Annotated in this window: 2 protein-coding genes; both read right to left on the bottom strand. The window is 70.4% G+C overall.

Translation table 11 applies throughout. The features are described from left to right. Positions 1–6,416 (bottom strand): type I polyketide synthase (locus ABZ953_RS38880; RefSeq protein WP_361734197.1); only part of this gene is annotated, 6,416 nt, incomplete at its 3' end. Between the two features lie 49 nt (positions 6,417–6,465). Further along, positions 6,466–11,796, bottom strand: coding sequence for an SDR family NAD(P)-dependent oxidoreductase (locus ABZ953_RS38875; RefSeq protein WP_361734195.1), 5,331 nt, complete (start codon positions 11,794–11,796; stop codon positions 6,466–6,468). Positions 11,797–11,835: the final 39 nt, after the last annotated feature.

The raw sequence follows: 11,835 nt of genomic DNA, 5'->3' as shown, positions 1-11,835 counted from the left end.
CGCCCACTCGCCAACGCCTGCCGAATCACCCGCTCCTGCGACGGACCATTCGGAGCCGTCAAACCATTACTCGCACCGTCCTGATTGACGGCCGAGCCGCGCAGGACACCCAGGACCTGGTGGCCGTTGCGGCGGGCGTCCGACAGGCGTTCGAGGAGGAGTACGCCGACGCCCTCACCCCAACCCGTGCCGTCCGCCGCGGCGGCGAAGGGCTTGCAGCGGCCGTCGGGGGCCAGGCCGCGCTGGCGCGAGAAGCCGGTGAACACCTCGGGCGTGGCCATGACGGTCACACCTCCCGCGAGGGCGAGGCTGCATTCGCCCTGGCGCAGCGCCTGCGCCGCCAGGTGGATGGAGACCAACGACGAGGAACAGGCCGTGTCCACCGTCACCGCCGGACCTTCGAGGCCCAGGGTGTAGGAGACGCGGCCGGAGACCACGCTGCCGGAACCGGCCAGCGTGGAGTAGCCCTCCAGCTGGGCGTCCTGCGCCAGGCCAGCCGCGTAGTCGTGGTACATGACACCGACGTAGGTGCCGGTCAGGCTGCCCTTGAGCGTCGTCGGGTCGATACCCGCACGCTCGAACACCTCCCACGACGCCTCCAGCAACAACCGCTGCTGCGGATCCATCGCCAACGCCTCACGCGGATTGATCCCGAAGAACGCCGCATCGAAATCACCCGCATCCGGCAGGAAGGCTCCTTCGTCCGCGTAGCTGGTGCCGGGGTGGTCCGGGTCGGGATGGAAGAGCCGCTCCAGGTCCCAGCCACGGCCGGTCGGGAACTCACCGACCGTGTCCACGCCCGCGGCGACCAGATCCCAGAGCCCTTCCGGCGAGGTCACTCCGCCCGGGTACTTGCAGGCCATGGCGACGATCGCGACGGGGTCGTCCGTGTCGGCGGTAGGCAGCGCCACGGAGGTCGCGGGGGCGGCGGGTGTCACCGTCCGGCCGCCCAGGCGGGTGCACAGATAGGTGGCGAGGGCCTCCGGGGTGGGGTGGTCGAAGGCCATCGTGGCGGGCAGCCGGAGTCCGCTGGCTGCGGAGAGGCGGTTGCGCAGTTGTACGGCCGTGAGCGAATCGAAGCCGAGGTCCTTGAAGTTGGCCTCGGTGCGGACGTCGGCCGCCGAACGGTGGCCGAGCACCGCCGCGACGCACTCGCGTACGACATCGCCGACGACCGCGCGGCGCCCGGCGTCGTCGAGGCCCGCGAGGCGTGTCTCCAGCGCGGCTCGGTCGACGGCGGAGTCGGCCGCCGCCCTGCGCCGGGTCCGGCCCGTCAGGTTCCGCAGCATCGCGGGCACGTCGTCGCCGGTCAGGCCACGGACATCAATCCCTGCCGCGACGACCAGGGGGGTGTGCGCGGCGGCGGTTCGTGCCGCGTCGAGGAGAGCGAGGCCCTGCTCGTCCAGCAACGGTTTGACGCCGCCCGCGCGCAACCGCGCCAGGTCGGCGTCGTCGAGGTGCCTGGTCATGGCGCTGCCGCGCGCCCAGAGGCCCCAGGCGATCGACAGGCCGGACAGACCGGCGCTGCGACGGCGGGTCACCAGGGCGTCCACGAACGCGTTGGCGGCGGCGTATCCGGCCTGGCCCGCGTTGCCGAGGACGCCGGCGGCAGAGGAGAACATCACGAACAGGCCCAGCGGCAGTTCCGAGGTGGCCGCGTCCAGGTTGGCGGCGACGGAGGCCTTGGCGGCCCACACCCTGGCGAGCTGGTCAGAGGACTGCGCGGTGACCAGGGCGTCGTCCAGGACACCGGCCGCGTGGATCACACCGGTCAGCGGATGCGCCGGGTCAACCGATCCGACCAGCTCGGCGGTGGCCCGCCCGTCTGTCAGGTCGGCCGCGACGACCCGCACCGCGGCGCCGAGGCCCGTCAGCCGGTCGGCCAGGTCGCGGGCGTCGGGCGCGTCGGGCCCCTGGCGGCTGACGAGCAGCAGATGCCGTACCGACCAGGCGCGGACCAGGTGTTCGGCGACGAGACCACCCATCATGCCGGTGCCGCCCGCGATGAGAACGGTGCCGTCGGGATCGAGGGCCGCGCCGGGCTCAGGCGCTGGGGCCTCGCCGTGGGTCGGAGGTGTGAGTGCGGTGGTGGCGCGGGCGAGGCGGGGGGCCCTCGGCTCTCCGGCTCGCACGGCGAGCTGCGGTTCGCCGGTCGCGAGGGCTCGCTCGACGGCCGCTCGGTCCGTACCCCGATCGGTGTCCAACAGGACGAAACGGCCCGGGTGTTCGGCCTGGGCACTGCGTATCAGACCCCACACGGAGGCGGAAGACACGTCGTCGACCGTCGGCTCGTCCCGGTCATCGCTCCCCTGTACCGCGACCGCTCGGTGAGTGATCAGTACGAGGCGGGCCTCGGCGAGACGTGGTGCGGCGAGCCAGTCCTGTACGAGGTTCAGGGTGCGTTCGGCGGCAGCCCGACCACGAGCGTCGACGGTATCGATGGAGTCGACGGTTCCGTCACCGGCCGCCGCGGTGTCGACAAGGACGGTCGCGGGGGTCCGCGCTCCCTCGTCGAGTGCGTCGAGTGTGTCGAGTGTGTCGAGTGCGGCCTGAAGGGTCGTCAGGTCCGGGTATCGGGGTACGTCGTCCCCGGCCCAGTCGGGCGCGTCCGGGCCGAGCACCAGCCAGTCGTCGCCGCTCTCCACTCCGGCTGCCGGGAACACGGGGGCCCACTCCAAGGCGAACAGCCCGTGGGGACCGCTGCCCGCCCGTCCGGCCGAACGAAGCAGTTCCGGGTCGGCAGGCCGCAGGGCCAGGGAGTCCGCGCTCAGGACCGGCGCACCTGTGGCATCGGCCACGGTTACGTGCAGCCCCGCTCCGTCCTCCTCCGCCCCCTCCTCCCCGTACGGGGCCAGACGCACCCGTACGGTGGCGGCACCGGTGGCCCACAGGGTCACCCCGTTCCACGCGAACGGCAGACGGAGCTCTCCCGCGTCGGCGGACGCGCTCGTGTCGAGCAGCAGCGCCGGGTGCAAAGCGGCGTCCAGCAGTACGGGGTGGATGCCGAATCCGTCGTGCGAACCTGCCTGTTCGGGCAGCTCCACCTCGGCCAGCAGGTTCTGTCCGTGCCGCCACACAGCGCGCAGTCCCCGGAAGGACGGCCCATACTCGTAGCCTGCCGCAGCAGCCCGCTCGTAGAGGTCGCCGACCTCCACCGGCTCGGCCCCGGCCGGGGGCCACTGTCCTCCGAGCCCCTCGGGCGCATCGCCGTGCTCGGGACTCAGCGTGCCGGTCGCATGGCACGTCCAGCCCTCGTCCTGGCCCAGCTCCTCGTCGGCGTCGATGCGGGAGTCGGGGCGGGAGAAGACCCGCACGTCACGTCGGCCGCCCTGTTCCTCGGCCGCGCCGACGACCACCTGCACCTGCAGGCCGCCTGCCTGTGGGAGTACAAGGGGTGCTTCAAGTGTGAGCTCTTCGAGGGTGGGGCAGTTCGCCTCGTCGGCCGCCTGCAACGCCCACTCGACCAGCGCGGCGCCAGGGACCAGCGTCGTACCCGCCACCGCGTGGTCGGCGATCCAGCCGCTACCGCTACCGCTTCCACTTCCGCTTCCGCCGGTCGCCGAGAGTCGCCCGGTGAGCACCAACGCGCCATCGGCCAGCCCGAGCACGGCAGGCAGCAACCTGTGCTCCAGCCGCCGCAACCCGGCGGACCGCACATCGCCTACACCGTCCACCGGAAGCCAGTAGCTTCGGCGTTGGAAGGCGTAGGTGGGGAGGTCGACGGTACGGGGGGTGGGGTCGGCCGGGAACCAGCGGCGCCAGTCGATGTCGGCTCCGGCGGTGAAGGCGTGGGCGGCGGCGCGGGCGAGTTGGGTGGCGTCGCCGTGGTCACGGCGCAGGGTGGGCACGACGGTGGCGGCGACCTCCGCCCGATCGATGGTCTCTTCCATACCCAGCCCCAGCACCGGATGGGCACTGGCCTCAATAAACAGGCGGTACCCATCCGCCAGCAACGCCTCGATCGTGTCGGCGAAACGGACGGGCTGGCGCAGGTTGGTGACCCAGTAGTCGGTGTCGAGCTGCGTCGTGTCGGCCAGGCGCTCAGCGGTCACCGTGGAGTAGAAGGCCACGTCGGTGGTGGCGGTGGGCTGGATGTCGGCGAGCCGGTCAATGAGCAGGTCGTGGAGTGCGTCGATCTGCGGACCGTGGGAGGCATAGCCGACATCGATGACCCGGGCCCGCAGACCACGCACCTCCGCCTCGGCCACCACAGCCGCCACATGCTCGGACGGGCCCGAAATCACGGTGGAAGAAGGCCCGTTGACGGCGGCAACACACACCCCCGGCCGGTCACCGATGAGCTCGTCAACCTGCTCCGGACCCGTCCCCAACGACGCCATGTCGCCGTACCCCTGCAACTGGCGCAACGCATCACTGCGTACAGCCACAATCCGCGCCGCATCCTCCAGCGACAACGCCCCCGCGACACACGCGGCAGCCATCTCACCCTGGGAGTGGCCGACGACAGCGGCGGGTGTGACACCGCTGTCGGCCCACACGGCGGCGAGCGACACCATGACGGCCCACAGCACCGGCTGCACGACCTCGACCCGGGACAGCTCACTCCCGTCCCCACGCAACACATCACGCAGCGACCAGTCCACGTATGCCGACAGGGCCTGCTCACACTCCGCGATCCGCGCCGCGAACACCGGCGACTCATCCAGGAGCTGAGCCCCCATCCCCACCCACTGCGACCCCTGCCCCGGAAACACCAACACCGGCCCCGCACCCACACCACCCGCAACCCCGGACACCACATCCCCGGAGGCCTCACCCGCCGCCAGCGCCCCAAGACCGGCCGTCAGCGCATCCCTGTCCTGGCCCACCACCACCGCCCGGTGCTCGAACACCGACCGGCTCGTAGCCAGCGACCACCCCACCTCAACAGGCCGCACCCCCGCATCACCCGCAACGAACTCACCCAGACGCCGCGCCTGTTCACGGAGCGCGTCCCCACCCCGGCCGGAAACCACCCACGGCACCACCGCCGCCTCCGACGACACGGCGGCAGCAGCGAGGGGAGCAGGAGCGGGAGCGGGTGCCTCCTCCAGGATCACGTGTGCGTTCGTACCGGAGATGCCGAAGGAGGAGATCCCGGCGCGGCGGGGGCGGTCGCCGCGCAACCACGGGACCGGTTCGGTCAGGAGTCGCACTCCGCCGCCGTCCCACTGGACGTGTGGGGTCGGTTCATCGACATTCAGGGTGGCGGGCAGTAGGTCGTTCTGCAGGGCCATCACCATTTTGATGACGCCCGCCACACCGGCGGCGGCCTGCGTGTGACCGATGTTTGACTTCACCGAGCCGAGCCACAGCGGCCGGTCATCCTCGCGCTCCTTGCCGTAGGTGGCGATGAGCGCCTCGGCCTCGATGGGGTCACCGAGCTTGGTTCCGGTGCCGTGCGCTTCGACGACGTCGATCTCCGACGTGGAGAGGTGGGCGCTGGACAGGGCCTGGCGGATGACGCGACGCTGTGAGGGGCCGTTCGGCGCGGTGAATCCGTTGCTGGCGCCATCCTGGTTGATGGCCGAACCGCGCAGCACCGCGAGGACCTTGTGGCCGTTGCGGCGCGCTTCGGAGAGCCGCTCCAGGACGATGAGCCCGGCGCCCTCGCCCCAGCCCGTGCCGTCGGCCGCGGCGGCGAACGGCTTGCAGCGGCCGTCGGGGGCCAGGCCGCGCTGGCGCGAGAAGCCGGTGAAAACTTCGGGCGTGGACATGACGGTGACGCCACCTGCGAGGGCCAGGTCGCACTCCCCCTGCCGCAAGGCGGTGGCCGCCAGGTGCATCGCCACCAGCGATGATGAGCACGCGGTCTCGACCGTCACCGCCGGGCCCTCCAGGCCCAACGTGAAGGAGACCCGGCCCGAAAGGACGCTGGGCGCCGTGCCCGCGTACCCCTCGGTCGCCTTGCCGCCGGGGTCGCCCTGGGTCTGGTTGCCGGTGGTCGCGGCGCCTACGTAGACGCCGGTCGGGCTGCCCTTGAGCGAGGCGGGGTCGATGCCCGAACGTTCGAGTGCCTCCCAGGATGTTTCCAGAAGCAGCCGCAGTTGTGGGCTGCTGGCCAGGGCCTCGCGCGGGCTGAAGCCGAAGAACCCGGAGTCGAACCGGTCGGGGGCGCCGATGAAGCCGCCCTCACGGACGTAGCAGGTCCCGGGGTGGTCGGGGTCGGGGTGGTAGATCCCTTCCAGGTCCCAGCCTCGGTCGGTGGGGAAGGGCTCGATGGCGTCGTCGCTCGCGGCGACCAGCTCCCACAGGCCTTCGGGCGTCTCGATGCCGCCGGGGAATCGGCAGGCCATGCCGACGACGGCCACCGGCTCCTGCCTGCGGTCCTCCACCTCGCGCAGTCGCTGCCGGGTGTCATGCAGTTCGGCGGCGACCCGCTTGAGGTAGTCGACCAGTTGCTCTTCACTCGCCATGAGAGTTCACCCAGCCTTCAGCGTGGTTGTCGCGCCGTGCACGGTCGGTTCACACACCCAGTTCTTTGTCGATGAAGTCGAGGACCTGGTCGGTGGTGGCGACCTGGAGCTGCTCCTTCGTACTGCCGGAGTCGGGCGACGCGCCGGCCGCCTTCCACTTCGCCAGGAGGGACTCCAGCCGGGCCGTGACCGCGTCGACGTCGACGTGTTCGACGAGGGTGGTGGACAGGGCGCTCTCGAGTTTCGCGAGGTCCCTGAGGACCGGGTCGGTCGCCTCCGCACCGGCAGGTGTGCCGCCGTCGGGGGCGAGTTGCACGCCGAGGTGTTCGGCCAGGATGTCGGCGTCCGGGTGGTCGAAGACAAGACCGGCGGGCAGACGCAGGCCGGTGGCGGCGGACAGCCTGTTGCGCAGTTCGACCGCCGTGAGCGAGTCGAAACCGAGCTCCTTGAAGGTGCTGCCTGTCGCGAGGCTGTCGGTGCGGTGCCCGAGGACGGTGGCGGCCTGCTCCCTGATGAGCCTCACCAGCGTGTGGTGCCGGTCGGCGGGCGGCAGGGCGGCCAGTCGGCCCGCGAGGTCGGCGGGCCGCTCGCCCGTTGCCGCGGTCGGCCTGCCCTTTCCGCCGCCGGTGGGGGCGGCCAGGCCGCGCAGGAGGGCGGGCCTGGTGTCGACGGGGTGCGTGGCCAGGGTGCGCAGGTCGAGGTTGAAGCCCACGAGGTGGGGGCGGCCGTGTCGCTGAGCGGCGTCCAGCAGTGCCAGGCCGTGCTTGCTGCTCATTCCCTTGACGCCGATGCGGCTCATCCGGGCGAGGTCGGTGTTGCTGAGTCCGCCGGACATGCCGCCCTGTCCGCGACCACCGTCCGGGGCACTCCCCGGACCGCCTGTCGGGTCGTGCGAGGCCTCCCACAGCCCCCAGCCGACGGACAGACCCGCCAGCCCTTCCGACCGGCGACGCTGCATCAGCGCATCGCAATAGGCGTTCGCAGCAGCGTAGTTGGCCTGCCCCGGACTGCCGAGCGTCGCGGCGGCCGAGGAGAACACGACGAACAGCCCCAGCCGCATCCCACGCGTCACCTCGTGCAAGTTCTCCGCGGCACCAGCCTTGGCCGCCCACACCCGCTCCAGCCCCTCCGACGTCTGCGCGGTCACCACCGCATCCTCCAGCACACCCGCGGCATGCACGACACCGGTCAACGGATGTGAGGGATCGGTCTTGCCCACCAACTCCGCCACCGCCGCCGCATCACCGACATCGGCGGCGACCACCGTCGCTTCAGCGCCCAACTCAGCCAAGCGCGCGACGAGTTCCTCGCTGGCCGGGGCACTCGGACCGCTTCGGCTGGCCAGCAGCAGATGGCGCACACCCCACTCCCGCACCAGATGCTCAGCCACAACCTGCCCCAGCACACCGGTACCACCAGTGACCAACACCGTGCCCTCAGGATCGAGGGCAGGCAAAATCTCCAGCACCAGCTTGCCGGTGTGCCTCGCCTGACTCATGAACCGGAACGCCTCCTGCGCCTTGTCCAGCGGCCAGGACCGTACCGGCAGTGGCTTAAGCCGGTCTGAGGTGAACAACTCGCCGAGGTGGTCCAGCATCCGGCCGACGCGGTCCGGCCCGGCGTCGCCGACCAGGTCGTACGAGGTGTACGTCACGCCGGGATGCGCCGCGGCCACGGCCTCGGGGGTACGGAGATCGGTCTTGCCCATCTCCAAAAACCGACCACCCTCGCCGAGCAACCGCAAGGAAGCATCGATGAACTCACCGGCGAGACTATTGAGTACGACGTCCACGCCACGCCCACCGGTGGCCTCCCGGATGACGTCCTCGAAACCCAGGTCACGGGAAGACGCCCGATGGGCGGCATCGACCCCCATCTCTTCCAGTACGGAGTGCTTGGCCGGACTCGCCGTGGCAAACACCTCAGCGCCGAGGTTCCGGGCAATCCGCACCGCCGCCATGCCCACACCACCCGTACCTGCATGGACCAGCACCCGCTCACCCGCCCGAAGTCCGGCCAACTCCACCAACCCGTACCAAGCCGTCAGGAACGCCGCCGGAACACCGGCCGCGGCACGCATGTCCCAACCCTGCGGGACCGGCGCCACCATCCGAGCGTCGGCGATCACCACGGGGCCGAACGCTCCCTCGAAGACACCCATGACATGGTCGCCGACCGACACACGTGTGACGTCGGATCCGACCTCGGTGACCACACCCGCACCTTCACCGCCCATGGCGCCGTACGCGGGGACCATGCCCAAGGCGACCAGCACGTCACGGAAGTTGAGGCCCGCGGCATGCACCGACACACGCACCTGTCCGGGCCCCAGGGGTTCGAGGACCTCCGGGCAAGCCACCGCGGCCAGGTCGTCCAACGACCCGCCGTCCACCATCCGCAGGCGCCATGCCGCCTCACCGGACGGCGCGACAAGTCCGGCGGAACGACGTGCCTGCGTAAGGCGGGGTATGTGTAGACGCCCGTCACGCAGGGCGAGTTGGGGTTCGTCGAGGTCCTCGATGGCGTCACGCAGTACGGCCTGCGGGAGGTAGCCGTTCTCCACAACGTTGCCGCCGTCGACGTCGAGCAGGGCGAACCGGCCCGGGTTCTCCGACTGCGCGCTGCGCACCAGACCCCACACCGCTGCCGCCGAAGCATCCACCTCACCGCTGCCGTCCATGGCCACCGCACCCCGCGTCACCACCAGGAGGCGCGACTCGGCCCACTCCGGCACTGACAAGAACTCCTGCACCAGTGCCAGTACCCGATCAACGACCGGAAGACCACCCGCACCGCCACCCGCACCGACGGATGTCTCGACCGGAGCGACCACCGCCCACGGCGCCACCCCACCCACAGGCACCACATCAGCCAGACCGACACCGCCCGACAACCCGACCCAAGCATCGCCATCCGTCGACACACCGGCCTCAGCAACCGGAGCCGGAAGCGGAAGCGGCGTCCAGTCCACGGTGAACAGGCCGCGCACATCCTGCTGCTGGGCCGCAGCAAGCTGACCGGGCTTCACGGGGCGTGTCTGCAGATTGTCGACGCTCAGCACGGGGGTACCGGTCGCGTCGGCAATCGTGACACTCAGCCCCTGGCTGATGCTCTCTCCGACCGGGCGGAGACGTACGCGGACCGTCGTGGCCCCCACCGCCCGCAGGGACACTCCGGTCCACCCGAACGGCACATGGACCTGACCGTCTGCGGAGCCATCCTGGAAACGGGCGACGAGGAGGGGGTGCAGGGCGGCGTCCAGGAGGGTGGGGTGGATGCCGTATCCGTCGTGGGCTCCTGCGGCCTCCGGCAGCACCACCTCGGCCAGCAGGTCCTCTCCGTCCCGCCACACCGCGCGCAGTCCCTGGAACGCCGGACCGTACCCGTACCCGGCTTCCGCGGCCTGCGCGTAGAAGCCCTCGACGTTCACGGATTCGGCACTGGTCGGCGGCCACGTGCCGCCCAACTCCAACTCGGCATTCTCCAGAGGGATGTCGGGGGCGAGGACGCCGGTGGCGTGGCACACCCACACGTCATCCCCGGCCGCAGCATCGATATCGGCATCCAGGCGGGTGTAAACCTCCACCCCACGACGCCCGTCATCGCCCGCCTCATCCACCACCACCTGCACCCGCAGACCCGACGCCTCAGACACCACCACCGGCGCCCGCAACATCAACTCCTCCACCACCCCACAACCGACCTCATCACCCGCCCGCAACACCCACTCCACCAACGCAGCCCCCGGCACCAACACCACACCAGCCACCACGTGATCCACCAACCACGGAACACCCGACCGCGACAAACGCCCCGTCAGCAGACACCCACCCCGACCCGCGAACTCCACCGCCACACCCAACAACGGATGCCCCGAAGCCACCAACCCCAGCCCCGCCACATCCCCACCACCAGCCCGACCCGACAACCAGAACCGCTCCCGCTGAAACGCATACGTCGGCAGATCCACCACCCCCGGCACCACCCCACCCGAGAACACCACCGACCAATCCACACCCACACCAGCCACATGCAGACGCCCCAACGCCTCCACAAACGCCAACTCCTCCCCCCGCCCACCAGCAAGCGAAGACACCAGCACCGCATCGGAACGGTCAGCCTCGTCGAGGGTGTGCTGAGCAGCCGTGGTCAGCACAGGCCCGGGGCCGATCTCCACGAACACCCCAGCGTCCGACGCCACCTGGGCGATGGCAGGCTGGAACAGGACCGGCTGGCGCACATGCCGCACCCAGTACTCCGGGCACGCAATCTCCTCACCGGCCCGCTCACCCGAGACGTTACTGATCAACGCAACCGACGGCCGCCGGAACTCCACCCCACCCAACACCTCAGCGAACTCCGCCAGCATCGGCTCCATCAACACCGAATGAAACCCATGACTCACCGCCAACGCCTTCGTCCTACGACCCCGCTCCCGCCACCCCGCAGCAATCCGCTCCACCTCAACCAACGGACCCGAAATCACCGTCGAATCCGGCGTATTGACCGCTGCCACACTCACCGCGGAACCCACCAGCCCCACCGCCACCTCCTCCGGCGTGGCCTGCACCGCACACATCCCACCACCCACAGGCAACCCACCCATCAACCGGGCACGCGCCCCCACCACCCGACACGCATCCTCAAGCGAGAACACCCCCGCCACATACGCCGCCGCAATCTCCCCCACCGAATGCCCCACCACCACATCCGGCCGCACCCCCACCGACTCCCACAACCCGACCAAACCCACCTGCAACGCAAACAACCCCGCCTGCGCCCACATCGTCTGATCCAACCGCCCCTTCGGACCACGGAACACCGCCTCCCGCAGCTCACCAGGCGCAACCCCCAACGACCCCTCCAACAACCCACACACCTCATCAAACGCCTCCGCAAACACCGGGAAACGCTCATACAACCCCGCACCCATACCCACCAACTGACTGCCCTGACCACTGAACAGCCAGACCACATCACCACCAGCACGCACAGACGAGGAAGGCGGCCCGACCAACGCCGAATGCGACTCACCCGCCGCCAATGCCGCCAACCCCGCACTGAGTTCCTCCCGTTGCGCACCCACAACAACAGCTCGGTGCTCATGCAGTGCCCGCGTCGTCAGCAGCGACCAGCCCACGTCGGTCAGCGATGCTCGCGACGCGTCGTCAGCAAAAGCACTCAGGCGGCGTGCCTGGTCGCGCAGGGCCTGCGGACTCCGCGCCGACAGCAGCCACGGAACCACCACACCACCGTCACCCTCCCCGCCGTCAACCGGGGACTCCACACCCACCGGCCCGCCCACCAACTCAGCCACCGGCTGCGGGACATGCTCCAAAATCAGATGCGCATTCGTCCCCGAAGCACCAAACGACGACACCCCCGCACGACGCGGCCGCCCACCCACCTCCGGCCACAC

This window comes from Streptomyces sp. NPDC046465 (genome assembly GCF_040646035.1).
Classification (GTDB): Bacteria; Actinomycetota; Actinomycetes; order Streptomycetales; family Streptomycetaceae; genus Streptomyces.
The sequence above is the reverse complement of the archived record's forward strand: the minus strand, read 5'-3'. Positions and strand labels throughout refer to the sequence as shown.